Source organism: Pseudomonas sp. WT-JTC, assembly GCF_056711565.1.
This window is the reverse complement of record NZ_CM160042.1, coordinates 5,447,168-5,470,307: the sequence shown is the minus strand read 5'-3', so window position 1 is coordinate 5,470,307 and position 23,140 is coordinate 5,447,168. Positions and strand designations below refer to the sequence as shown.

Below are 23,140 nucleotides of genomic sequence, written 5' to 3'. Positions count from 1 at the left end.
CCGTCAGATGTGCAGGATGTATTCACGAACCAGTTTGCTGCCGAAATACGCCAGCATCAGCAGGCAGAAACCGGCCAGGGTCCAGCGAATGGCTTTGTGCCCGCGCCAGCCGAGGCGATTGCGCCCCCACAGCAGCACGCTGAAAACGATCCAGGCCAGGCAGGCCAGCAGGGTTTTGTGCACCAGATGCTGGGCGAACAGGTTTTCGACGAACAGCCAGCCGGAAATCAGCGACAGCGACAATAGCGTCCAGCCGGCCCAGAGGAAGCCGAACAGCAGACTTTCCATGGTTTGCAGCGGCGGGAAGTTCTTGATCAGCCCGGACGGGTGCTTGTGCTTGAGCTGGTGGTCTTGAACCAGCAGCAGCAAGGCCTGGAACACCGCGATGGTGAACATGCCATAGGCAAGAATCGAGAGCAGGATGTGGGCGAGGATGCCTGGCTCTTCATCGATGATCTGCACCGTACCGGCCGGCGCGAAATGCGCCAGCAGCACGGTCAAGGCCCCCAGCGGGAACAGCAGTATCAGCAGGTTCTCTACCGGAATCCGCGAGCAGGCCAGCAGGGTCAATGCGATGACCGCCACGGCAATCAGGCTGGCGGCAGTGAAGAAGTCCAGGCCCAGGCCGGTTGGGGTCAGCAGGTGGGTGAGCAGGCTGGCGCCGTGGGTCAATACGGCGAGCACGCCAAGCATGACCAGCAGGCGTTTGTTGGCCTTGGTGCCGGAAGCCAGGCGAGTGCCCTGATATATGGTCGCAGCGGCGTACAAGCAGGCGGCGGCGAGGGTAGTAAGCAAGCTGGGTGACAAGGGGAGCATAAATCCTGTTAGGCAAGCCCGAAAGTCGCTGAGTTTGGCATAGAACCCCCGCCGCACGAAAGACCGCGCAACCCGACAGCGAGGTGTCCGCCAGCCACAGTCTTCGCTATAATCCGCGACCTGCCCACGCCGCAGGCTCGCCGAGCACACGTTTAGTCCGGTCCGGGCCGCCATTATCCCGGTCTACACAGGGCCTGAAAGGATCGCGCAATGTTTGAAAACTTAACCGACCGTCTCTCGCAGACGCTGCGCCATGTCACCGGCAAGGCCAAGCTGACTGAAGACAACATCAAAGACACCCTGCGCGAAGTGCGCATGGCGTTGCTCGAAGCCGACGTCGCCCTGCCGGTGGTCAAGGACTTCGTCAATTCGGTCAAGGAACGTGCCGTCGGTACCGAGGTGTCACGCAGCCTGACGCCGGGCCAGGCCTTCGTGAAGATCGTCCAGGCCGAGCTCGAAAGCCTGATGGGCGCGGCCAACGAAGACCTGAACCTGAGCGCCGTTCCACCCGCCGTCATCCTGATGGCCGGTTTGCAGGGCGCGGGTAAAACCACCACCGCCGGCAAGCTCGCGCGCTTCCTTAAAGAGCGCAAGAAGAAGTCGGTCATGGTTGTGTCCGCCGACGTTTACCGTCCGGCGGCGATCAAGCAGCTGGAAACCCTGGCCAACGACATCGGCGTGACCTTCTTCCCGTCGGACCTGAGCCAGAAGCCGGTCGACATCGCCAACGCGGCTATTAAAGAAGCAAGGCTCAAATTCATCGACGTGGTCATCGTCGATACCGCCGGTCGCCTGCACATCGATGAAGAGATGATGGGCGAGATCAAGGCACTGCATGCCGCGATCAACCCGATCGAAACCCTGTTCGTGGTCGACGCCATGACCGGCCAGGACGCCGCCAACACGGCCAAGGCCTTCGGCGATGCATTGCCGCTGACCGGTGTGATCCTGACCAAGGTCGACGGCGACGCCCGTGGCGGTGCCGCTCTGTCGGTGCGTGCCATCACCGGCAAGCCGATCAAGTTCATCGGTATGGGCGAGAAGAGCGAAGCGCTCGATCCGTTCCATCCTGAGCGTATCGCCTCGCGCATCCTCGGCATGGGTGACGTGCTCAGCCTGATCGAGCAGGCGGAAGCGACGCTCGACAAGGACAAAGCCGACAAGCTTGCTAAAAAGTTGAAGAAGGGCAAGGGCTTCGACCTCGAAGACTTCCGCGATCAGCTGCAACAAATGAAGAACATGGGCGGCCTCGGCGGGCTCATGGACAAGCTGCCGAACATGGGCGGCGTGAATCTGGCGCAGATGGGCAACGCCCAGGGCGCGGCAGAAAAGCAATTCAAGCAGATGGAAGCCATCATCAACTCCATGACCCCGGCCGAGCGCCGCGACCCCGAGATGATCAGCGGTTCGCGCAAGCGCCGGATCGCCATGGGTTCCGGCACCCAGGTGCAGGACATCGGCCGCTTGATCAAGCAGCACAAGCAGATGCAGAAAATGATGAAGAAGTTCTCTGCGAAAGGCGGAATGGCCAAGATGATGCGCGGCATGGGCGGAATGTTGCCCGGCGGCGGCATGCCAAAGATATAGGTGTCCCGTCACGCCAATTCTGCTCACTTTTGACGGCGTCTGATGCTCTCATGCTGCGTTGCCGATCCTCGCCATAGCGAGCTATGACTCGTCGCGGCGCCTTGCTTGAGTGCATCAGCCACTCGCCAAAAGTGAGCGAAATTGGCGAGGCAGGACACGAAAGAACTCGCCGGTCGTCGTACCGGCGCAGTCCCGCAAGGAAGCGGGATCTCCAGCAAACCCGCGCTTGGCGGGAGCTGATCGGCCGTTTTCAACGACGGCTCTATAGCCAATCTGGATGGCACGGTGACAGGTGCCGGAAAAAGGCATTTGCAAAAGTCCGGATATTCCTTAGAATATGCGGCCTTTCGGGCACCCATGCCCGCTGTGCATTTAGATTTGCAGCACCGACTACAGGAACGATGTTCACATGCTAACAATCCGTCTTGCCCTTGGCGGCTCCAAAAAGCGCCCGTTTTACCACTTGACCGTAACCGACAGCCGCAACCCGCGCGACGGTTCGCACAAGGAACAGGTTGGCTACTTCAACCCTGTTGCTCGTGGTCAGGAAGTTCGTCTGTCCGTGAACCAAGAGCGCGTAGCCTACTGGCTGAGCGTTGGTGCACAACCTTCTGAGCGCGTTGCTCAGTTGTTGAAGGAATCTGCTAAGGCTGCGGCCTGAGCAATATGAACGCGACGCCAGCCATTGCTGATGATTTGATCGTTATCGGCAAGATTTACTCTGTTCACGGCGTTCGCGGCGAAGTGAAGGTGTACTCCTTTACTGATCCGATTAAAAACCTGCTGGACTACAAAACCTGGACGCTCAAGCGTGAGGGCAATGTAAGGCAGGTAGAGCTGGTCAGCGGACGCGGGAACGACAAGTTCCTGGTCGCAAAGCTCAAGGGTCTCGATGATCGCGAAGAAGCTCGTCTTCTGGCCGGTTATGAGATCTGCGTGCCGCGTAACCTGTTCCCTGAACTGACCGACGGCGAGTACTACTGGTACCAGCTGGAAGGTCTCAAGGTCATCGACACTCTCGGACAGCTGTTCGGGAAAATCGATCACCTGCTGGAGACCGGCTCGAACGATGTCATGGTGGTCAAGCCTTGCGCTGGCAGCCTGGATGATCGCGAACGCCTGTTGCCCTATACGGAGCAATGCGTGTTGGCCGTCGACCTGGCCGCAGGCGAGATGAAGGTGGATTGGGACGCGGATTTCTAAGCGTGGCTAACTTGCGCGTAGAAGTGATCAGTCTGTTTCCCGAGATGTTCTCTGCCATCAGCGAGTACGGCATCACCAGTCGTGCGGTGAAACAGGGGCTCTTGCAGCTCACCTGTTGGAATCCGCGAGACTACACGACGGATCGACATCACACTGTGGACGATCGCCCGTTTGGCGGTGGTCCGGGCATGGTGATGAAGATCAAGCCCCTGGAAGATGCTCTGGTTCAGGCCAAGGCAGCAGCCGGGGAGGCGGCGAAGGTAATTTACCTGTCCCCCCAAGGCCGTCAACTGACTCAGTCGGCGGTGCGCGAGTTGGCGAATGAGGATGCATTGATCCTGATTGCCGGCCGCTATGAAGGCATTGACGAGCGTTTTATTGATGCTCATGTCGATGAAGAGTGGTCGATTGGCGACTATGTATTGTCTGGCGGCGAGCTGCCGGCGATGGTCCTGATCGATGCGGTTACACGACTGCTGCCTGGAGCTTTAGGGCATGCGGACTCCGCCGAGGAAGATTCCTTTACGGATGGTTTGCTGGATTGCCCGCACTACACCCGACCGGAGGTGTATGCGGATCAGCGTGTTCCCGACGTATTGCTAAGTGGCAATCACGCGCACATCCGGCGTTGGCGTTTACAGCAGTCCCTTGGTCGGACCTTTGAACGACGCGCCGATCTTCTGGAAAGCCGCTCGCTTTCTGGAGAAGAGAAGAAGCTGCTCGAGGAATATATCCGCGAGCGGGACGATAGTTAACAACGTATCGATGGTAGATCCGACGATTTACCTTAGGAGCACAGCATGACTAACAAAATCATCCTTGCACTCGAAGCAGAGCAGATGACCAAAGAGATCCCTCCCTTTGCCCCGGGCGACACCATTGTCGTTCAGGTGAAAGTGAAGGAAGGCGACCGTTCGCGTCTGCAAGCGTTCGAAGGTGTTGTTATCGCCAAGCGTAACCGCGGCGTAAACAGTGCATTCACCGTTCGTAAAATCTCCAACGGTGTTGGCGTAGAGCGTACTTTCCAGACCTACTCCCCGCAAATCGACAGCATGGCTGTCAAGCGTCGCGGTGACGTACGTAAAGCCAAGCTGTACTACCTGCGCGACCTGTCGGGTAAAGCAGCTCGCATCAAGGAAAAACTGGTTTAAGTCCAGCTTCCGATGCAGAAAAAAGCAGCCTACGGGCTGCTTTTTTGTTGTCTGGGATTTATCTTCGTTGACCGTGTTGTCGGTCTTGCCTGAGCCTTTATGCCCGCCATTGATCATCCTCTGATAGACCAGTTCCTCGACGCCCTCTGGCTGGAAAAAGGCCTTTCCGATAACACCCGCGATGCCTATCGCAGTGACCTGGCGCTGTTCAATGGCTGGCTACAGGACAAAGGGCTGGAGCTGGTCAATGCCGGGCGCGAGTTGATTCTCGACCACCTGGCCTGGCGCCTGGAGCAAAACTACAAGCCTCGTTCCACCGCGCGATTTCTCTCGGGTGTGCGTGGCTTCTATCGCTATCTGTTGCGGGAAAAGATGATCGCTGTCGATCCAACGTTACGGGTTGATATGCCGCAACTCGGCAGGCCGCTGCCCAAATCCTTGTCGGAGGCCGATGTAGAAGCACTGTTGAAGGCGCCTGATTTGAGCGACGCCATCGGACAGCGCGACCGCGCCATGCTTGAAGTGCTGTACGCCTGCGGTCTGCGGGTGACGGAGCTGATCAGCCTGACGCTGGAGCAGGTCAATCTGCGCCAGGGCGTGTTGCGCGTGATGGGCAAGGGCAGCAAGGAGCGACTGGTGCCGATGGGTGAGGAGGCGATTGTCTGGGTCGAACGCTACATGCGTGATGCCCGTAGCGAACTGCTGGGTGGGCGTCCCAGCGACGTGTTGTTCCCGAGTCAGCGTGGCGAGCAGATGACCCGCCAGACCTTCTGGCACCGGATCAAGCACCAGGCCAAGGTGGCCGGGATCGGCAAGTCGCTGTCGCCGCACACGTTGCGCCACGCCTTCGCCACGCACCTGCTCAACCACGGTGCAGACCTGCGGGTGGTGCAGATGCTGCTGGGGCACAGCGATTTGTCGACGACCCAGATCTACACCCACGTCGCCCGGGCGCGCTTGCAGGATCTGCATGCCAAACACCACCCCAGAGGCTGATGGTACCCCCCCCTGTAGGAGAGAGCTTGCTCGCGATGATCTGAAGAGCGCCGCGTTAAACCAGTCAGCACGCATGATCGTTAACGACCATCGCGAGCGAGCTCGCTCCTACAAAAAACATTCGCCAATGCCTTGTATCACCGGCATTCGGCCCCGCGAACCTTATGTGATAGGCTTGACCGGTTTGCACGATGGGCGGTTATGACCCGGTGTCTTGGCACGGGCGTTCTGATCGTCCCATATGTTCGCCTTCAGGAGTTCTCATGCGTCTGACCCAGATTTTCGCCGCCGCAGCCATTGCGTTGGTCAGCACCTTTGCCGTCGCCGATGACGCGGCCGACAAAGCCATTCGTAAAAGCCTGGAAAACCTCCAGCTCGAAGTGCCGGTGGAAAGCATCACCGCCAGCCCGTTGCCCGGCCTGTACGAAGTCAAGCTCAAAGGCAGCCGCGTGCTGTACGCCAGTGCCGACGGCCAGTACGTGGTTCAGGGCTACCTGTTCGATCTCAAGGATGGCAAGCCGGTCAACCTGACCGAGAAGACCGAGCGCCTGGGCATCTCCAAACTGATCAACGACATTCCGGTTGCCGAAACCGTCGTCTACCCGGCCATTGGCGAAACCAAGTCGCACATCACCGTATTCACCGACACCACCTGCCCGTACTGCCACAAGCTGCACGCCGAAGTGCCTGAGCTGAACAAACGCGGCATCGAAGTACGTTATGTTGCGTTTCCGCGTCAGGGCCTGGGCTCGCCGGGAGACGAACAGCTGCAGGCGGTGTGGTGTTCGAAGGACAAGAAAGCGGCCATGGACAAAATGGTCGACGGCAAGGAAATCAAGGCCGCCAAGTGCGATAACCCGGTTTCCAAACAGTTCGCACTCGGCCAGTCGATCGGCGTGAACGGCACACCGGCCATCGTTTTGGCTGACGGTCAGGTCATTCCGGGCTACCAGCCTGCGCCACAAGTCGCCAAACTGGCGCTGGGCGCGAAGTAAATTCGCATCGTCACGGCCAGTCCTTGACGATCAGGGTCCGGTGGCAACATTTGCCGGGCCATCAATAGAGAGCCGCGAACCTGCGGTTGTTTTCACGGCCGGCCTCGTGTCGGCCGTTTTATGGGGAGTTCACAGTGAAACCGGTCAAAGTAGGCATCTGTGGGTTAGGGACCGTCGGTGGCGGAACCTTCAACGTACTTCAGCGCAACGCCGAGGAAATTGCTCGTCGTGCCGGGCGTGGGATCGAAGTGGCACAAATTGCCATTCGCACGCCAAAGCCTCAGTTCCAAACGACCGGTATTGCGATTACCACCGATGTCTTCGAAGTGGCCACGAACCCTGAGATCGACATCGTCATAGAGCTGATGGGCGGCTATACCGTTGCCCGCGAGCTGGTACTCAAGGCCATCGAGAATGGCAAGCATGTGGTCACCGCGAACAAGGCGCTTATCGCCGTTCACGGTAATGAAATTTTCGCCAAGGCCCGCGAGAAGGGCGTGATCGTTGCGTTCGAAGCGGCGGTGGCCGGTGGTATTCCGGTGATCAAGGCGATCCGCGAAGGCCTGTCCGCCAACCGTATCAACTGGGTGGCCGGCATCATCAACGGCACCGGCAACTTCATCCTGACGGAAATGCGCGAGAAGGGTCGCACCTTCGAAGACGTATTGGCCGAAGCCCAGGCCCTGGGTTATGCCGAAGCCGATCCAACCTTCGACGTTGAAGGTATCGACGCCGCTCACAAGCTGACGATCCTGGCCTCCATCGCGTTCGGCATCCCGCTGCAATTCGACAAGGCTTACACCGAAGGCATCACCAAACTGACCACCGCTGACGTGAACTACGCCGAAGCGCTGGGCTACCGCATCAAGCACCTGGGCGTGGCGCGCAGCACCGCGGCCGGTATCGAACTGCGCGTGCACCCGACGCTGATCCCGGCCGATCGCCTGATCGCCAACGTCAACGGCGTGATGAACGCGGTGATGGTCAACGGCGATGCTGCCGGTTCGACCCTGTTCTACGGTGCCGGTGCCGGAATGGAGCCGACCGCTTCGTCGGTGATCGCAGACCTGGTGGACGTGGTCCGCGCCATGACGTCCGACCCGGAAAACCGCGTACCGCACCTGGCGTTCCAGCCGGACTCGCTGTCGGCTCACCCGATCCTGCCGATCGAAGCCTGTGAAAGCGCCTACTACCTGCGTATTCAGGCCAAGGACCATCCAGGCGTATTGGCTCAGGTCGCGAGCATCCTTTCGGAGCGCGGCATCAACATCGAGTCCATCATGCAGAAGGAAGCCGAGGAGCACGACGGCCTGGTGCCGATGATCCTGCTGACTCACCGCGTGCTGGAACAGCACATCAACGATGCCATCCAGGCACTGGAAGCTCTTCAGGGCGTGGTTGGGCCGGTAGTCCGGATTCGCGTCGAACATTTGAATTAACACAGCGGCAAGCGGCAAGCTTCAAGCGGCAAGTTGAAAGCAGTTCGGCTTTTACTTGCGGCTTGAAACTTGAAGCTTGAAGCTCAAACCGAAGGTTTGAAAACATGCGCTACATCAGTACCCGCGGCCAGGCACCGGCCCTGAATTTCGAAGACGTCCTGCTGGCAGGCCTTGCCACCGACGGCGGTCTGTACGTCCCGGAAAACCTGCCACGTTTCACCCAGGAAGAAATCGCTTCCTGGGCCGGCCTGCCGTATCACGAGCTGGCCTTCCGGGTCATGCGCCCGTTTGTCACCGGCAGCATTCCCGATGCCGATTTCAAAAAGATTCTTGAAGAAACCTACGGCGTGTTCGCCCACAACGCCGTCGCGCCGCTGCGTCAGTTGAACGGTAATGAATGGGTGCTGGAGCTGTTCCACGGCCCGACGCTGGCGTTCAAGGACTTCGCCCTGCAATTGCTCGGTCGCCTGCTTGACTACGTGCTGGAGAAGCGCGGCGAGCGCGTGGTGATTGTCGGTGCCACTTCCGGTGATACCGGTTCGGCCGCCATCGAAGGTTGCAAGCACTGCGAAAACGTCGACATCTTCATCCTGCACCCGCACAATCGTGTGTCCGAAGTGCAGCGTCGGCAGATGACCACCATTTTCGGTGAGAACATCCATAACATCGCCATCGAAGGCAACTTCGATGACTGCCAGGAAATGGTCAAGGCCAGCTTCGCCGACCAGAGCTTCCTCAAAGGCACGCGTCTGGTGGCAGTGAACTCGATCAACTGGGCGCGGATCATGGCCCAGATCGTTTACTACTTCCATGCAGCCCTGCAACTGGGTGGCCCGGCACGTTCGGTGGCGTTTTCGGTGCCGACCGGCAACTTCGGCGACATTTTCGCCGGTTACCTGGCGCGCAACATGGGCCTGCCGATCAACCAGTTGATCGTCGCTACCAACCGCAACGACATCCTGCACCGCTTCATGAGCGGCAACCAGTACGTCAAGGAAACCCTGCACGCCACGCTGTCGCCGTCCATGGACATCATGGTGTCGTCGAACTTCGAACGCCTGCTGTTCGACCTGCACGGTCGCAATGGCGCGGCAATCGCCGGGCTGATGGATTCGTTCAAGCAGGGCGGCGGTTTCAGTGTCGAGCAAGAGCGCTGGACCGAAGCCCGCAAGTTGTTCGACTCGTTGGCCGTGGATGACGCACAAACCTGCGAAACCATCGCCGAAGTCTATGAGCAGACCGGCGAAGTGCTGGACCCGCACACTGCCATCGGCGTGAAAGCCGCGCGGGAATGCCGCCGTAGCCTGGACATTCCAATGGTGATCCTGGGCACCGCCCACCCGGTCAAATTCCCGGACGCCGTGGAAAAAGCCGGTGTAGGAAAAGCTCTCGAACTGCCTGTACATCTTTCTGATTTGTTTGAACGAGACGAACGTTGCACGGTATTGCCAAATGACCTGAAGGCCGTGCAGGCCTTTGTCAGTCAGCATGGCAACCGCGGAAAGCCGCTGTAACCGGTCAACGCTGTTACATTTTGAAGCCCGTCTCCTGACGGGCTTTTTCATTTCTGCATGCACAATTGTCGAGTTATCGCCGCGAAAGGACAGGCGAGTGGATCACCAAGGACGTGGGAATGCTGTTTACAAGTGTGTTCAAGCCGGTCGCGCGCTGGCTGGTTTTATTCGGCATCCTGGGAATCGCCGAATTGGGAGGGGCGAGCCCTGCATCGAATCAGGAGCGTGGGAAGTCTGTTGCACGATCAATGGTCGCGCTGGATGACCAGGAGTTGCAATGGGTGGCCAGTCATCCACAGGTCGTGGTCACGGCGCTGGAATACCCGTTGTACCTGTTCAAGGATGAACATGGCCAATGGACGGGCTTGAACAGTGACCTGCTCAAGCGCATCAGTGACATGACGGGGTTGCAGTTCGTTTACCAAGAGTCTTTTTCCACCGATCAGATGCTGGCGCATCTGGAAAACGGCGCAGCGGATTTGAGCACGACCCTGGCGATGAATGACGAGCGCAAGGCGTTTCTCGATTTCAGCCATGCGTACGGCGGTGCTGGATGGGTTTTTGTCGGGCGGGCCGGGGCGCCGCCTGTGCAGTCGCTGGAAGAACTGGCGAAGCGGGTACTGGTGCTGCCAACCCGGCATGCACTGGAAGCGAAGATCCGTCGCGATTATCCGTCTATCGAATTGCGTTCGGTTAAAACCTACGCCGAAGCCCGCGCCTGGGTTGAAAGCGGCGAAGCCTACGCCACCATCGAAAACGAAATCGGCGCCCGGCTTTTTCCGTCGGGCCGGCTGCAGATCGGGGCTGTGATGCCAGGTAAATGGGATGCGGATTATCTGGCGGTGCGCAAAGGTCAGCCGCAGTTGCTGAGTATCCTAAACAAGGCGCTTGAGGCGTTTCCTGAACAGGAACTGCGCAGCCTTCGCCTGAAGTGGTTCGGTGGTGCTATCACGCCACAGGCACCTGGTTTCTGGCAGTGGCTTGACGAGTGGGTCTGCTGGGGCGTGTTTTTGATCAGCTTGTTCGGCCTGTTGTCCCTGCTCTGGAATCGACGGTTGGCGGAGTTGGTCAGGCAACGGGTCGAGGCCCAAAGGAACCTGCGCGATCAGCTCGCATTTCAGCATGCGCTGATGGATGCCATGCCAGACCCGATGTTTGTCCGTGATCTGCAAGGGCGTTTGATCATGTGTAACAAAAGTTATGAGGACGCCTTGTCGACGCGATTTGACCGGATGCAGGGGCGGCAGTTGATCGAAGTCGATGTCATGCCCAGACAAACCGCGGAACTGCTGCATGCCGAATTTCAAGCGCAGTTGAGAACGCGAAGGTCACGCTTCTTCGAGCGCCAACTGGTATTCAAGGACGGTGTCAGGGATATCTACCAGTGGACAGTGCCGTTTTACATGGCGGATGGCCAGCTACGAGGATTGTTGGGGGGCTGGGCCGATATCGCCCGGCGCACCCGACAGACGTGAAGATTGCGTTTTTTCTCTGTCATGTTTGCCGTGCATGCTCTCTTGACTGAGTTGCAGGTTCGCTTGCGGTCGGTATCCAGAACTTTCTTCTCGGGCCAGTGGTCATCTGTTGCAAGCATGACCCAGGCACATTGTTTTCGGACTATTGAGTGGTGATCGGGATGGAAAGTATCAGTCTGTTGCTCGGTGAAGCGCTGAGCCCGTATCAGGTCACATTGACCCCGTCAGGCATTCGAGGTGAATGCCGGGTGACCCTGAAAAATGCTATCGGCGCGACCGTGGTCGAGCGCGAGTTCAATCAGGCCCAGTTGAATGACAAACGCCTGCTGACGGATGTGGTCGACGGTTTGCATCGCGACGTGCTGATCGCTGAAGGACGCCTGGAGCCTTGTGTCATCGCGGCATTGCGAAATGCAGCGCAGGACAAGCTGCTGTCCGGCCGCAATTGAACGGATTTTTGTGGGAACCTTCCCGCGCCGAGGTCAGTCAGACCTTGTAACAGCAGGATCAAGCATTGTGCTCCGGTGCTTGTAGCTTGCTGCTACTGGTCTCCAAACAGGCCACGTTTAACCCCGGGTCGTCTCCCCACTTCCCGGGGTTTCTTTTTGCCCGGGATTTGTCATGGCTGCACCAGATTGTCGAAAAACGCCTTGGTGTCTTTCAGGTAATCGCTGCGGCTTTGCGGATCCAGCCAGGCGGCGTAGGCCTGATCAAGGCGTTCGCGGGGCAGGGTGCGCAGTACCTGGTTGATCTCGACAATGGCCTGCCGGCCCTTGGGCGTGTCAGTGCAACCGATGTAACCGGACAGGTATTTGCCTGTGCCCCGGATCGGATAGAACTGCAATTGATCCTCGGTGATGCCTTGCAGTGAGGCCTGGTAGCGAATTTCCGGACGATATCCCAGCAGCAGGCGCAAGCGTCCCAGGCGCTGCATTTGCAGCAGGCTGCCCAAGGCGTCGTTGCCGTAATGAGGGGTCAGCGAGTTGGCTGGCGCTTGCTTGAGCAGCCCGTCGAGGTATTCGCCGTAATTGCGCTCGGCAATAATCCCCAGTTTTTCGCGGCCGCTGGCGAGCAACTCTGCCAGGTCCACTTCGCCATCCTTGATAAAGGGGGCCAGCACGAACTGGTCAACGCGCCGCACGGCCAGGCCATTGCTCATGGCACGGAAGACCGGGATGGAAAAGGCGATCCACTTTTCCCGTTCCTTGCTCCAGTTCAGCGCCGCATCACAGACGAGGGTCGGTTCGTGAAGCATTTGCAGTCCACGCGCGCGATTGACCCTCATCACGCTGTGCTGGTATTGCGGCATGCCGGCAATCAACAATGGAAGCAATTGATCGATAACGCCCTGACCCCTTTTCGGCCCGTCGAAAATCGTCAACGGTGGCAGGTCGCGCTTGAGCCAGATCAGGGTGTCCCTGGATTGCGCCAGGGCTGAGGGGGTCGGTTCAAGGAGCAGGAACAAGGTCGCCAGCACGCACAGCAGCCAGCCGCCGCGCAATGGGCAGTGAATGCCCCATGCCGGCAGGCGCCTCAGCTCAGATGGCTCCGTCTTTGCGCAACTGTGCGATCTGCGTCGCGTCATAGCCAAGTTCCTGGAGTACCTGTGCGTTGTGTTCACCCAGTTGTGGCCCGACCCATTCACATTCACCGGGTGTCTCTGAGAGTTTCGGCACAATGCCCGGCATCTTGAAGTCTTTACCGTCCGGCAGCTTGGCTTGCAGGAACATTTCCCGCGCCAGGTACTGAGGGTCATTGAACATGTCTTCGGCGCTGAAGATCCTGCTGGCTGGCACGTCAGCCTGATTGAGCAGCGCCAGCACGGTGTCCAGCGGTAACGAGTTGACCCAGCGATCGATGACGCCATAAATCTCGTCGCGTCGGGCATCGCGGCCATCGTTGCTGGCAAGCAGGGGGTCGTTGGCCAGGTCTTCCCGGCCAATGATCAGCATGAAGCGTTTGAAAATCGCGTCGCCATTGGCGCCGATCTGCACGTGCTTGCCATCGGCGCTGGTGTGGATCGAGGACGGGGTGATGCCCGGCATGATATTGCCCGTGCGTTCGCGAATGAAGCCGAACACATCGAACTCCGGGACCATGCTTTCCATCATCGCGAAGATGGCTTCATACAGCGCCACGTCCACCACTTGCCCCTGGCCACCGTTGACCTCGCGATGACGCAGGGCCATCAGTGCGCCGATCACGCCCCAGAGCGCGGCAATCGAGTCGCCGATGGAAATGCCGGTACGCACGGGTGGCCGGTCTTCGAAGCCGGTAATGTAGCGCAGGCCCCCCATGGATTCACCGACCGCACCAAAGCCGGGCTGATCTTTCATCGGGCCGGTCTGGCCGAAACCCGACAGCCGCACCATGACCAGTTTCGGGTTCAGGGCGTGCAGGACATCCCAGCCCAGGCCGAGTTTTTCCAGGACGCCGGGGCGAAAGTTTTCGATCAGAATGTCTGCTTCACCCAGCAGCTGTTTCAGGATCGCCAGACCGTCGGGGTGCTTGAGATTGAGGGTCAGGGACTTTTTGTTGCGGGCCTGGACGAACCACCACAACGAAGTGCCTTCATACAATTTGCGCCATTTGCGCAATGGATCACCGCCGTCCGGGGATTCGATCTTGATCACATCGGCACCGAATTCGGCGCAAATGCGCGAAGCAAACGGGCCGGCAATCAAGGTGCCCAATTCGATGACTTTCAGACCGGAAAGCGGTTTGGCGGTGAACGGCATACGGAATCCTGTAGGGCAAGGGATGAGCGAATACAGCGTTTTAACATAGCCGACTGTCAGACGCTTCAGGTCGATCACCTTCAATTCGTGGAATACCTTGCGCATCGGTTAGACTTGCCGCCTTTCCTCGTATCAAGAAGCCCGTTCATGGCCCAGCCGTCCACGACCTACAAGTTTGAACTGAACCTCACCGACCTCGACCGCAGCGTCTATGAGAACGTGAAGCAGACCATTGCCCGTCACCCTTCGGAAACCGAAGAGCGCATGACCGTACGCCTGTTGGCCTACGCCCTTTGGTACAACGAGCAGCTGTCGTTCGGCCGCGGTCTGTCGGAAGTGGATGAACCTGCCTTGTGGGAAAAAAGCCTGGATGACCGCGTCCTGCACTGGATCGAAGTCGGCCAGCCGGATGCCGAGCGCCTGACCTGGTGCTCGCGCCGCACTGAGCGTACCAGCCTGTTGGCCTACGGCAGCCTGCGCGTGTGGGAAGGCAAAGTGGTGCCGGCGGTGAAAAACCTGAAAAACGTCAACATCGCTGCCGTGCCTCAGGAAGTCCTGGAAATCCTGGCCAAAGACATGCCGCGCGTTATCAAGTGGGATGTGATGATCAGCGAAGGGACGATCTTCGTCACCGACGACCGTGGTCAGCACGAAGTCCAGTTGCAGTGGCTGGCCGGTGAGCGCGGCTGATTTTTCGCCGCTTTAGCGCGTCACCCGGTTTTATCCTACGTATTGAAGAGAAGCATCTTTCGCCCCATGCGCATCGAACCTCGCCTGCTGCCCGACACCCTGCCATTCCTCGGTGATATTCCGCCACTGCTGACCCGCCTTTACGCGGCGCGGGGCGTGCAATCCGAGGCGGAACTGGACAAGAGCCTGGCGCGGTTGATTCCGTACCAGCAGCTCAAGGGCATCGATGCCGCCGTGGATCTGTTGGTGACGGCGCTCGAACAACGCCAGCGCATTCTGATCGTCGGCGACTTCGATGCCGACGGCGCGACGGCCAGCACCGTCGGCACGCTGGGCCTGCGTTTGCTGGGTGCGGCGCATGTCGATTATCTGGTGCCGAACCGTTTCGACTACGGCTACGGCCTGACACCGGAGATCGTCGCGGTCGCGCTTGAGCGTCAGCCTCATTTGCTGATCACTGTCGATAACGGCATCTCGAGCGTCGAAGGCGTGGCAGCGGCGCAAAAGGCCGGGCTCAAGGTGCTGGTCACCGACCACCACTTGCCCGGTGACGAGCTGCCCTTGGCCGATGCCATCGTCAATCCGAACCAGCCCGGTTGCGAGTTCCCGAGCAAGGCGCTGGCCGGTGTCGGGGTGATTTTCTACGTGCTGATGGCCCTGCGTGCGCGGTTGCGCGAGCTGGGCTGGTACACCAGCAAGCCGCAGCCGAATATCGGCGAATTGCTCGATCTGGTGGCCTTGGGCAGCGTGGCCGACGTGGTGCCGCTGGATGCCAACAACCGGATTCTGGTGCATCAGGGGCTGGAGCGGATTCGCGCCGGACGTGCCCGGCCGGGGATCAAGGCGATCCTCGAAGTGGCCAAGCGCGATCATGCGCGCATCACCTCCACCGATCTGGGTTTCATTGTCGGCCCTCGCCTGAACGCCGCAGGGCGCCTGGATGACATGAGCCTGGGCATCGAATGCCTGCTGACCGAAGACGCCGGTCTGGCCCGTGAGATGGCTGCTCAATTGGACGGCATGAACCAGGATCGCAAATCCATCGAGCAGGGCATGCAGCGCGAAGCGCTGGCGCAACTCAAGGATCTGCCGGTGGAGTCGATGCCGTTCGGCTTGTGCCTGTTCGATCCCGAGTGGCACCAGGGTGTCATCGGTATCCTCGCGTCACGAATGAAAGAGCGCTATTTCCGCCCGACCATCGCCTTTGCCGATGCCGGAGATGGACAGCTCAAGGGCTCGGGGCGTTCGGTCCAGGGCTTTCATATCCGCGACGCGTTGAGCGTGGTGGCGGCGCAGCATCCGAATCTGATCACCAAGTACGGTGGCCATGCAATGGCTGCTGGCCTGACGCTGCCGGAGGCGAATTTCCCCCTGTTCGCCGAAGCCTTTGACGTTGAAGTACGCCGGCAACTGCGCGAAGAAGACCTGACTGGCCGCCTGCTGTCGGACGGCACCCTGGCGGTGGAAGAGTTTCACCTGGAACTGGCCCGCGCCCTGCGGCATGCCGGCCCTTGGGGGCAACACTTCCCCGAGCCGTTGTTTCATGGGGTGTTCCAGTTGGTCGAGCAGCGGGTGGTGGGGGAGCGGCACCTTAAAGTCGTGCTGAAAAGTGAATGTGGTTCGGTGAAACTCGACGGCATTGCCTTCGGGATCGACCGCGACATCTGGCCGAATCCGACCATCAAGTGGGTGGAACTGGCCTACAAGCTCGACCTCAACGAGTTTCGGGGCAACGAAACGGTTCAACTGATGATTGCCCATATCGAACCGCGTTGAACCGACCCCTGTTGTAGGAGCGAGCTCGCTCGCGATGGACGTGAACGATGGCGCTGGGGACCTGATACCCCCGCGGTGTCCTGTCGCTCATCGCGAGCGAGCTCGCTCCTACAAGGGGGCGACATCCCCCGATGTCGACTAGGCTCTAAGCACTGCTTGATTATCCTTGTGACGTCTTGTCGAATTTTTTGCCCGCGGGGGCGGGTGTTGTACCTTTTTCCTGTCACTCGTCGACTATTCAAACAGAACCTGGAGCCTGCCCACTGATACGAGAGGTGCCCCATGAGTCTGCTGCTTGAACCCTTTACCCTTCGCCAATTGACCCTGCCCAACCGCATCGCTGTTTCGCCGATGTGCCAGTACTCCAGTGCCGATGGCCTGGCCAATGACTGGCACCTGGTCCACCTCGGCAGTCGCGCTATCGGCGGGGCCGGGCTGGTGTTTACCGAAGCCACGGCGGTCACTGCCGACGGGCGTATCACGGCTCAGGACCTCGGTCTGTGGAATGACGAGCAGATCGAGCCCCTGCAGCGCATCACCCGCTTCATCAACGCCCAAGGGGCCGTTGCCGGCATTCAGTTGGCCCATGCCGGGCGCAAGGCCAGCACCTATCGGCCGTGGCTCGGAAAGCATGGCAGCGTCAAACCCGCCGAGGGCGGCTGGGTGCCGGTCGGCCCTTCACCGATTGCGTTCGACCCGCAGCACACCCAACCCAGACAACTCGATGACGGCGAGATCGCCAAGGTGATCCAGGCCTTTGTCGATGCGGCAAAGCGCTCGCTGACGGCCGGTTTCAAGGTGGTCGAAGTGCATGCCGCCCATGGTTACCTGCTGCATCAGTTCCTGTCGCCGTTGAGCAATCAGCGTCGCGATCAATATGGCGGTTCGTTCGAAAATCGCATTCGGCTGGTGCTGCAGGTCACCGAAGCGGTGCGTGCAGTGTGGCCTGAAGAATTGCCGGTGTTTGTCCGGGTCTCCGCCACCGATTGGGTGGAGGACGGCTGGAACCCCGATGAAACCGTGGAGCTCGCGCGTCGCCTCAAAGCCCTGGGGGTGGATCTGATCGACGTTTCATCGGGCGGGACGGCGGTGAATGCCGAGATTCCCACAGGGCCGGGATACCAGACCCGCTTCGCCGAGCGTGTGCGCAAGGAGTCGGGCATGGCCACCGGCACCGTTGGCATGATCACCGAACCAGCGCAGGCCGAGCACATCCTGCGCACCTGTCAGGCGGACATCATCTTCCTGGCCCGCGAGTTGTTGCGCGATCCGTACTGGGCACTGCATGCAGACGATGATCTGGGCGGGCACAAGGCCGTGTGGCCGGCGCAGTATCAGCGGGCGACTCACCGTGAGCAGCCGATTCATGAATCGGATTTGCGTGACTGAAATCCATCGATACGAAAAAGCCCCTGGATCGTGAGACCCAGGGGCTTTTATTCATGCCGGCGACCGATCAGGCCGCTTCGATCTTGCTGCGGTTCTGTTCGACCTGGTTCAGGTAATCCTTGAGCTTTTCCTGTTCGGCCACCGTCGTGAACAAGCCGAGCTTGCTGCGGCGCCAGAGGATGTCGTGGGCACTGGTGGCCCATTCTTCGCTGCACAGATAATCGACTTCACGGGTGTAGAGACCACCGCCGATGTGCTCGCCCATATCGCTGAGGTCCTGTACGCCTTCGAGCATGCGCCAGGTACGGCTGCCATAGGAAGTGGCCCAGCGGCGAGCGGTCTCGCTCGGCACCCAGTCGAACTTGTCGCGGATACGCGAGCTCAAGGCTTGCGGGGTGGTCATGTCTTCACCACCCGGCAGCGTAGCGCTGGCGGTCCAGCTTGGCTGGATGTGCTTGAAGTACGGTGCCAGTTGCGCCAGCGCCGACTCGGCCAGTTTGCGATAGGTAGTGAGCTTGCCGCCGAACACCGACAGCAACGGCGCTTCTTCGCCAGTGCCAGACAGCGCCAGGGTGTAATCGCGGGTCACGGCCGACGGGTTGTCGGATTCGTCGTTGCACAGTGGGCGCACCCCGGAATAACTGTGCAGGATGTCGTCGCGGCTGATTTGCTTTTTGAAATGGGCATTGACCACGTTCAACAGGTAATCGGTTTCGCCGTCGGTGATCGCTACGGCTGCCGGATCGCCGGTGTACTCACGGTCGGTGGTGCCGATCAGGGTGAACTGATTCAGGTACGGAATGGTGAACACGATGCGCTGATCTTCGTTTTGCAGGATGTGCGCGTGTTCGCCTTCGTACAGTTTCGGCACGATCAGGTGGCTGCCCTGGATCAGGCGGATGCCGTAAGGCGATTCCATCTTCAGGTCATCCCGAATGAACTTGGCGACCCATGGCCCGGCCGCATTGACCAAGGCCTTGGCGCGGATCGAAAACAGGCTGCCATCGGCGCGCTCCAGGTGCAGGTGCCACAGGCCCTTGGTACGGCGCGCGCTGACGCAGCGGGTTTGGGTGTGAACGTGGGCGCCTTTTTCCCGGGCGGCCATGGCGTTCAATACCACCAGGCGCGCGTCGTCGACCCAGCAATCGGAATATTCGAAGCCTTTGGTGATCTCGCTTTTCAGCGCGCTGTCGGGGCCGAACTTCAGGCTTTTCGAACCTTCGAGCTGCTCACGCTTGCCCAGGTTGTCATAGAGGAACAGGCCGGCGCGGATCATCCACGCCGGGCGCAAGTGCGGGCGGTGTGGGAGCACGAAACGCATTTGCTTGACGATGTGCGGGGCCTTGGCCAACAGCACTTCGCGCTCAGCCAGGGCTTCACGCACCAGGCGGAATTCGTAATGTTCGAGGTAGCGCAGGCCACCGTGGATCAGCTTGCTGCTGGCCGACGAGGTATGGCTGGCCAGGTCATCCTTTTCGCAAAGGAAGACCGAGAGACCGCGGCCGGCGGCATCCGCTGCGATCCCCACGCCATTGATCCCGCCACCGATGACGGCGATATCGTAAACCTCGGCGAGAGGGGGCGTAGGCAAGGTGGAAGTGGGCATCGGCTCAGCCTCGGAATTCTTTGATGTTTTGTATTTGAATTCGAACATTAATGTTCATTTGCGAAAATACTAGCCCATAAAGACGCGCACAGCCAGTCAGCTTCGATTGAAAATACTCATCGAAGGGCCGTTAAAGGAAAATATTCGAACATTGAGTGTGGAGGAAGAGAGTGTTGCGGGGTATTTATTGTAGGGGCCGGCTTGCTGGCGATGGCGCCCTTGAGTGCGCCATCGCCAGCAAGCTGGCTCCTACAGGTTGTTCAACCGCCTTCGGCGTTATACAACCTCCAGCCGAACCTTGTGCTGGTTCAACAGCTGCGCCAGCGCCGGGGAGGGCTGTTGATCGGTGACCAGACAATCAACCAGGCTGATCGGCCCCAGGCGAATCATGGCGTTGCGCCCGAACTTGCTGGAGTCGGCCGCGAGGATCACTTGCCGGGCATTGGCGATGATCGCCTGGGATACCCGCACTTCCTGATAATCGAAGTCCAGCAGGCTACCGTCTTCATCGATGCCGCTGATGCCGACCAGGGCGAAATCGACCTTGAACTGGTTGATGAAGTCGACACTGGCCTGACCGACTACTCCACCGTCACGCCGTACGTTGCCACCGGTCAGCAGCACGTCGAAATCGTCCTTGGCGCTGAGCATCGACGCCACATGCAGGTTGTTGGTGATGATCTTCAGGTGACTGTGGTTGAGCAGTGCCCGGGCGATGGATTCGGTGGTCGTGCCGATGTTGATGAACAACGAGGCATGGTCGGGAATCTGCGCGGCGATGGCTTCGCCGATACGCTGTTTTTCATCGCGCATCTGGTCGGCACGCATGGCGTAGGCAGTGTTTTCGACACTTGAGTCGTAAGCCGCGCCGCCGTGATAGCGACGCAACAAATTGGCTTCCGCGAGCTGATTGATATCGCGGCGGATGGTCTGCGGGGTAACGACGAACAGCGTGGCCATTTCCTCGATGCTGACATAGCCGCGTTCGCGAACCAGTTCGAGGATTTGTTGCTGACGGGGAGGCAGATTCATGGGGCGTCCTTTGGGCTGCCGTGCAAAATTTGCCCATGATGACGCAGGAATCTGCTCCCGACCAGTTTCCAAACAACGTGAAAACTACTTTCGTGCTGGGCGCCTTCGGCGTTACGCAAGAAATCCTGCGTTAAAAACAGGCTCGGACTGCTCATTTACAACCTCGTAAAGTCGGGTGCGACCCCAGCCGGTCCTCGCCTGTTTTTGCCTTGTCTTTCCTTCGCTCGCTACGTTTTCACGCTGTTTGGACATACAGATACGAGCTCGTATTCCGGTTTATTCAGCCTCGTCTTCAGCTGCCCAGTCGCGGGTGCGGCTGACGGCTTTTTTCCAGCCGGCGTAGAGCTTTTCCTTCGCCGTTTCGTCCAGTGTCGGTTCGAAGCGGCGTTCGATCACTGCCTTGCCGCGCAGCTCTTCCAGGCTGCCCCAGAAGCCACAGGCCAGGCCTGCCAGGTAAGCGGCACCGAGTGCCGTGGTTTCACGCATTTGCGGGCGCTCGACCTGAGTGCCGAGGATGTCGGCCTGGAACTGCATGAGGAAGTTGTTGGCCACTGCACCGCCATCCACGCGCAGGGCTTTGAGACGTTCGCCGGAGTCCTGCTGCATGGCGTCGAGCACGTCGCGGGTCTGGTAGGCAATCGATTCCAGGGCTGCGCGAATGATGTGGTCCACACGTACGCCGCGGGTCAAGCCGAACAATGCGCCGCGGGCGTACGGGTCCCAGTACGGTGCGCCAAGTCCGGTGAAAGCCGGCACCAGATACACGCCGTTGCTGTCCTTGACCTTGTTGGCAAAGTATTCGGTGTCGTGGGCGTCGTTGATGATCTTCAGCTCGTCACGCAGCCATTGCACGGTGGAGCCACCGTTGAATACCGCGCCTTCCAGCGCGTAGGCCACTTCGCCACGCGGGCCGCACGCGATGGTGGTCAGCATGCCGTGTCGGGATTTCACGGCTTTGTCGCCGGTGTTCATCAGCAGGAAGCAGCCAGTGCCATAGGTGTTTTTCGCCTGGCCTGGCTCGACGCACATCTGGCCGAACAGGGCCGCTTGCTGGTCGCCGGCAATGCCACCGATGGCGATGCCGCTTTTGGTGTGGCCGTAGATTTCGGACGACGATTTGACCTGCGGGAGCATCTCACGCGGGATATCGAGGACTTCCAGCATCTTCGCGTCCCACTCCAGGGTGTGGATGTTGAAGAGCATGGTGCGCGAGGCGTTGGTGTAGTCGGTGACATGCACCTTGCCGCCGGTAAACTTCCAGATCAGCCAACTGTCGACGGTGCCGAACAACAGCTCACCGTTGCGCGCGCGCTCACGGCTGCCTTCGACGTTGTCGAGAATCCACTTGAGCTTGGTGCCGGAGAAATACGGGTCCGTGACCAGGCCGGTGGTTTCACTGATGTATTGCTCGTGACCGTCGCGTTTGAGCTGCTGGCAGATCTCGGTGCTGCGTCGGCACTGCCAGACGATTGCGTTGTAGATCGGGCGGCCGGTGTTCTTGTCCCACACCACGGTGGTTTCGCGCTGGTTGGTGATGCCGATGGCTGCGACCTGATCGTGGTGCAGGCCGGCTTGTGCCAGGGCCTCGACCATCACGGCGCTTTGAGTGGCGAAGATCTCCATCGGGTCATGCTCGACCCAACCGGCTTGCGGGTAATGCTGTGCGAACTCCCGTTGGGCGGTGCAGACCACGTTCGCGTCGCGGTCGAAAATGATCGCGCGGGAGCTGGTCGTACCCTGATCGAGGGCAATGATGTAGTTCTTATTCTGTGTGTCGGTCATGTCGATTGCCTTGGGCGAAAAAAGGGAGTGAGGTCTGGCGCGTGATCAAAGGGCAGGGGCACGCGCCAACGGTATCAAGACGTTCTCGGTTTGCCGTCGATGGCAGGTACTGCTTCCTTTGTAGCAGGTGTGGCGTTTGGCAGATGACGGGCGATCAACCCGCGATAGGCCGCAGCGCCGAGGCAGGCACCGACAATCGGTGCGAAAACCGGAATCAGGAAATACGGAATGTCGCGTCCGCCAGTGAAGGAAATTTCACCCCAGCCGGCGAAGAAAGTCATCAGTTTAGGGCCGAAGTCTCGTGCGGGGTTCATGGCAAAACCGGTCAGCGGTCCCATCGAGCTGCCGATCACCGCAATCAGCAGGCCGATCAGCAGCGGTGCCAACGGGCCTTTGGGCAGGCCATTGTTGTCGTCGGTCAGGGACATGATCACGCCCATCAGGATGGCCGTAATGATCACCTCGACCAGAAATGCCTGGGCGGTGGTCAGCATAGGGTTCGGGAAAGTGGAGAACACGGAGGCCAGTTCAAGGCTGGCTTGAGTGCCGCGAACCATGTGCTGCGTTTGTTCGAATTCGAAGAACAGATTGCTGTAGAGCGTGTAAACCAACAGTGCTCCACAGAAGGCCCCCGCCACTTGGGCGAGTACGTAGAAAGGTAATTTGCGCTTTTCGAAGTCCGCGAAAATGCTCAGGGCAATGCTCACGGCAGGGTTCAGGTGAGCCCCGGAAACCCCGGCGGTGAGGTAGATCGCCATGCTGACGCCGACGCCCCAGATAATGCTGATTTCCCACAAGCCAAAACTGGCACCCGCGACTTTGAGCGCGGCAACACAACCTGTACCAAAGAAGATCAGCAGCGCTGTACCCAGAAACTCGGCCATGCATTGGCTCGAGAGCGACGGTTGTTGTAAAGCAGTTGTCATTGAAACCTCAATTTTTTTTGTTGTC

The 23,140-nt window shown here is 59.5% G+C and carries 21 protein-coding genes; 14 read left to right on the top strand and 7 right to left on the bottom strand.

What is annotated here, in order from left to right:
• Positions 1–3: 3 nt before the first annotated feature.
• Positions 4–816, bottom strand: coding sequence for a cytochrome C assembly family protein (locus AC06G5_RS24795; RefSeq protein WP_413426065.1), 813 nt, complete (start codon positions 814–816; stop codon positions 4–6).
• A 210-nt stretch (positions 817–1,026) separates the two neighbouring features.
• On the opposite strand from AC06G5_RS24795, the gene ffh reads away from it, so the two are divergent.
• The 11 genes from ffh to AC06G5_RS24740 all read left to right on the top strand — a co-directional run bounded on the left by ffh (position 1,027) and on the right by AC06G5_RS24740 (position 11,625).
• Entirely contained in the window at positions 1,027–2,403 is a 1,377-nt protein-coding gene (ffh, locus tag AC06G5_RS24790) for a signal recognition particle protein (RefSeq protein WP_413426067.1), read from the top strand.
• Between the two features lie 409 nt (positions 2,404–2,812).
• On the top strand, positions 2,813–3,064 hold the full coding sequence (gene rpsP / locus AC06G5_RS24785; protein WP_007972721.1) for a 30S ribosomal protein S16: 252 nt from the start codon (positions 2,813–2,815) through the stop codon (positions 3,062–3,064).
• 5 nt (positions 3,065–3,069) lie between these two features.
• On the top strand, positions 3,070–3,606 hold the full coding sequence (gene rimM, locus AC06G5_RS24780; protein WP_413426069.1) for a ribosome maturation factor RimM: 537 nt from the start codon (positions 3,070–3,072) through the stop codon (positions 3,604–3,606).
• A gap of 2 nt (positions 3,607–3,608) precedes the next feature.
• A complete protein-coding gene (trmD, locus tag AC06G5_RS24775; RefSeq protein WP_057396740.1) occupies positions 3,609–4,361 on the top strand; it encodes a tRNA (guanosine(37)-N1)-methyltransferase TrmD in 753 nt (250 codons plus the stop codon).
• A 45-nt stretch (positions 4,362–4,406) separates the two neighbouring features.
• On the top strand, positions 4,407–4,757 hold the full coding sequence (rplS, locus tag AC06G5_RS24770) for a 50S ribosomal protein L19 (protein ID WP_008018567.1): 351 nt from the start codon (positions 4,407–4,409) through the stop codon (positions 4,755–4,757).
• A gap of 99 nt (positions 4,758–4,856) precedes the next feature.
• Positions 4,857–5,753: a site-specific tyrosine recombinase XerD gene (gene xerD, locus AC06G5_RS24765; protein ID WP_413426072.1), complete on the top strand. Its 897-nt coding sequence runs from the start codon at positions 4,857–4,859 to the stop codon at positions 5,751–5,753.
• Positions 5,754–6,016: 263 nt separating this feature from the next.
• The gene (gene dsbC, locus AC06G5_RS24760) at positions 6,017–6,748 is read left to right on the top strand and encodes a bifunctional protein-disulfide isomerase/oxidoreductase DsbC (RefSeq protein WP_007990033.1); all 732 of its coding nucleotides are present in this window, start codon (positions 6,017–6,019) and stop codon (positions 6,746–6,748) included.
• Between the two features lie 134 nt (positions 6,749–6,882).
• Positions 6,883–8,187 carry a homoserine dehydrogenase gene (locus AC06G5_RS24755; RefSeq protein WP_413426074.1) on the top strand — a complete coding sequence of 435 codons (1,305 nt, stop codon included), beginning with the start codon at positions 6,883–6,885 and terminating at the stop codon, positions 8,185–8,187.
• 104 nt (positions 8,188–8,291) lie between these two features.
• Entirely contained in the window at positions 8,292–9,701 is a 1,410-nt protein-coding gene (gene thrC, locus AC06G5_RS24750; protein ID WP_413426076.1) for a threonine synthase, read from the top strand.
• Between the two features lie 119 nt (positions 9,702–9,820).
• A complete protein-coding gene (locus AC06G5_RS24745) occupies positions 9,821–11,176 on the top strand; it encodes a transporter substrate-binding domain-containing protein (RefSeq protein WP_480458517.1) in 1,356 nt (451 codons plus the stop codon).
• A 161-nt stretch (positions 11,177–11,337) separates the two neighbouring features.
• Entirely contained in the window at positions 11,338–11,625 is a 288-nt protein-coding gene (locus AC06G5_RS24740; RefSeq protein WP_413426080.1) for a DUF3509 domain-containing protein, read from the top strand.
• A gap of 170 nt (positions 11,626–11,795) precedes the next feature.
• On the opposite strand, the gene AC06G5_RS24735 is transcribed toward AC06G5_RS24740, so the two are convergent.
• Together AC06G5_RS24735 and AC06G5_RS24730 are read right to left on the bottom strand one after the other, a co-directional pair.
• On the bottom strand, positions 11,796–12,761 hold the full coding sequence (locus AC06G5_RS24735; protein WP_413426082.1) for a TIGR02285 family protein: 966 nt from the start codon (positions 12,759–12,761) through the stop codon (positions 11,796–11,798).
• Positions 12,715–13,914, bottom strand: coding sequence for a CaiB/BaiF CoA transferase family protein (locus tag AC06G5_RS24730; RefSeq protein WP_413704065.1), 1,200 nt, complete (start codon positions 13,912–13,914; stop codon positions 12,715–12,717). The genes AC06G5_RS24735 and AC06G5_RS24730 overlap by 47 nt, the downstream gene beginning before the upstream one ends.
• Positions 13,915–14,061: 147 nt before the next feature.
• On the opposite strand from AC06G5_RS24730, the gene AC06G5_RS24725 reads away from it, so the two are divergent.
• From AC06G5_RS24725 to AC06G5_RS24715, 3 genes are all read left to right on the top strand, one after another.
• Entirely contained in the window at positions 14,062–14,604 is a 543-nt protein-coding gene (locus AC06G5_RS24725; RefSeq protein WP_413426086.1) for a YaeQ family protein, read from the top strand.
• Between the two features lie 66 nt (positions 14,605–14,670).
• Positions 14,671–16,380, top strand: a complete 1,710-nt coding sequence (recJ, locus tag AC06G5_RS24720) for a single-stranded-DNA-specific exonuclease RecJ (protein WP_413426088.1) — start codon at positions 14,671–14,673, stop codon at positions 16,378–16,380.
• Positions 16,381–16,662: 282 nt separating this feature from the next.
• Positions 16,663–17,769: an NADH:flavin oxidoreductase/NADH oxidase gene (locus AC06G5_RS24715; RefSeq protein ID WP_413426090.1), complete on the top strand. Its 1,107-nt coding sequence runs from the start codon at positions 16,663–16,665 to the stop codon at positions 17,767–17,769.
• 67 nt (positions 17,770–17,836) lie between these two features.
• On the opposite strand, the gene glpD is transcribed toward AC06G5_RS24715, so the two are convergent.
• The 4 genes from glpD to AC06G5_RS24695 all read right to left on the bottom strand — a co-directional run bounded on the left by glpD (position 17,837) and on the right by AC06G5_RS24695 (position 23,115).
• Positions 17,837–19,375 (bottom strand): glycerol-3-phosphate dehydrogenase, encoded by a 1,539-nt coding sequence (glpD, locus tag AC06G5_RS24710; protein WP_413426092.1) that lies wholly within the window; start codon positions 19,373–19,375, stop codon positions 17,837–17,839.
• Positions 19,376–19,651: 276 nt separating this feature from the next.
• Positions 19,652–20,407 carry a DeoR/GlpR family transcriptional regulator gene (locus AC06G5_RS24705; protein WP_007971301.1) on the bottom strand — a complete coding sequence of 252 codons (756 nt, stop codon included), beginning with the start codon at positions 20,405–20,407 and terminating at the stop codon, positions 19,652–19,654.
• A gap of 276 nt (positions 20,408–20,683) precedes the next feature.
• On the bottom strand, positions 20,684–22,189 hold the full coding sequence (gene glpK / locus AC06G5_RS24700; protein ID WP_413426094.1) for a glycerol kinase GlpK: 1,506 nt from the start codon (positions 22,187–22,189) through the stop codon (positions 20,684–20,686).
• 74 nt (positions 22,190–22,263) lie between these two features.
• A complete protein-coding gene (locus tag AC06G5_RS24695; RefSeq protein WP_413426096.1) occupies positions 22,264–23,115 on the bottom strand; it encodes an MIP/aquaporin family protein in 852 nt (283 codons plus the stop codon).
• Between the last annotated feature and the right edge of the window lie 25 nt (positions 23,116–23,140).

Coding starts and splice junctions, on each gene's coding strand:
- AC06G5_RS24725 (WP_413426086.1), top strand. CDS start 14,062: ATGGCCCAGCCGTCCACGACCTACAAGTTTGAACTGAACCTCACCGAC.
- dsbC (WP_007990033.1), top strand. CDS start 6,017: ATGCGTCTGACCCAGATTTTCGCCGCCGCAGCCATTGCGTTGGTCAGC.
- AC06G5_RS24735 (WP_413426082.1), bottom strand. CDS start 12,761: ATGACGCGACGCAGATCGCACAGTTGCGCAAAGACGGAGCCATCTGAG.
- AC06G5_RS24695 (WP_413426096.1), bottom strand. CDS start 23,115: ATGACAACTGCTTTACAACAACCGTCGCTCTCGAGCCAATGCATGGCC.
- thrC (WP_413426076.1), top strand. CDS start 8,292: ATGCGCTACATCAGTACCCGCGGCCAGGCACCGGCCCTGAATTTCGAA.
- xerD (WP_413426072.1), top strand. CDS start 4,857: ATGCCCGCCATTGATCATCCTCTGATAGACCAGTTCCTCGACGCCCTC.
- AC06G5_RS24705 (WP_007971301.1), bottom strand. CDS start 20,407: ATGAATCTGCCTCCCCGTCAGCAACAAATCCTCGAACTGGTTCGCGAA.
- ffh (WP_413426067.1), top strand. CDS start 1,027: ATGTTTGAAAACTTAACCGACCGTCTCTCGCAGACGCTGCGCCATGTC.
- AC06G5_RS24715 (WP_413426090.1), top strand. CDS start 16,663: ATGAGTCTGCTGCTTGAACCCTTTACCCTTCGCCAATTGACCCTGCCC.
- rimM (WP_413426069.1), top strand. CDS start 3,070: ATGAACGCGACGCCAGCCATTGCTGATGATTTGATCGTTATCGGCAAG.
- recJ (WP_413426088.1), top strand. CDS start 14,671: ATGCGCATCGAACCTCGCCTGCTGCCCGACACCCTGCCATTCCTCGGT.
- glpD (WP_413426092.1), bottom strand. CDS start 19,375: ATGCCCACTTCCACCTTGCCTACGCCCCCTCTCGCCGAGGTTTACGAT.
- glpK (WP_413426094.1), bottom strand. CDS start 22,189: ATGACCGACACACAGAATAAGAACTACATCATTGCCCTCGATCAGGGT.
- rplS (WP_008018567.1), top strand. CDS start 4,407: ATGACTAACAAAATCATCCTTGCACTCGAAGCAGAGCAGATGACCAAA.
- AC06G5_RS24730 (WP_413704065.1), bottom strand. CDS start 13,914: ATGCCGTTCACCGCCAAACCGCTTTCCGGTCTGAAAGTCATCGAATTG.
- AC06G5_RS24745 (WP_480458517.1), top strand. CDS start 9,821: ATGCTGTTTACAAGTGTGTTCAAGCCGGTCGCGCGCTGGCTGGTTTTA.
- AC06G5_RS24795 (WP_413426065.1), bottom strand. CDS start 816: ATGCTCCCCTTGTCACCCAGCTTGCTTACTACCCTCGCCGCCGCCTGC.
- rpsP (WP_007972721.1), top strand. CDS start 2,813: ATGCTAACAATCCGTCTTGCCCTTGGCGGCTCCAAAAAGCGCCCGTTT.
- AC06G5_RS24740 (WP_413426080.1), top strand. CDS start 11,338: ATGGAAAGTATCAGTCTGTTGCTCGGTGAAGCGCTGAGCCCGTATCAG.